The sequence below is a fragment of the Bradyrhizobium algeriense genome (genome assembly GCF_003062295.1).
Lineage (GTDB): Bacteria > Pseudomonadota > Alphaproteobacteria > Rhizobiales > Xanthobacteraceae > Bradyrhizobium > Bradyrhizobium algeriense.
The window spans coordinates 1-429 of the sequence record NZ_PYCN01000292.1; the positions used below are offsets into that span (position 1 = coordinate 1).

General features: G+C 66.7%; 1 protein-coding gene. It reads left to right on the top strand.

All coding sequences use genetic code 11. The features are described 5' to 3' along the window. Positions 1-429: recombinase family protein (locus C7G61_RS43565; RefSeq protein WP_145963879.1), on the top strand; the 429-nt coding region annotated here is incomplete at both ends.

Sequence of the window (429 nt, forward strand, 5' to 3'; positions counted from 1 at the left end):
CCATGTGTTTCGGGACGAAGGCTACAGCGGCTCGCGTCTCGACAGACCTGGGCTGGACGCCCTGCGCGATGCCGTTCGCGACGGGGAGATTGATGTCGTCGGCGTTCTCGCCCCCGACCGGCTGGCCCGCCGCTATGCCTATCAGGTGCTGTTGCTCGAGGAATTCCGGCGAGCAGGGTGCGCGGTGGAGTTTCTCAACCGCGCCATCTCCGATGATCCGGGAGACCAACTCCTGCTCCAAATCCAAGGAGCTGTCGCCGAATACGAGCGCGCTCTGCTGAGCGAGCGGTTTCGGCGCGGCAAGCTGCAAAAGACCCGGGCCGGCCAGTTCATCGGCGCTCGGGCGCCTTACGGCTACCGCTATCTGCCGCGCCATGAGGGGGCCGCTGGCCAGCTCATCGTCGATGAGGCCGAGGCCGAGGTCGTGCG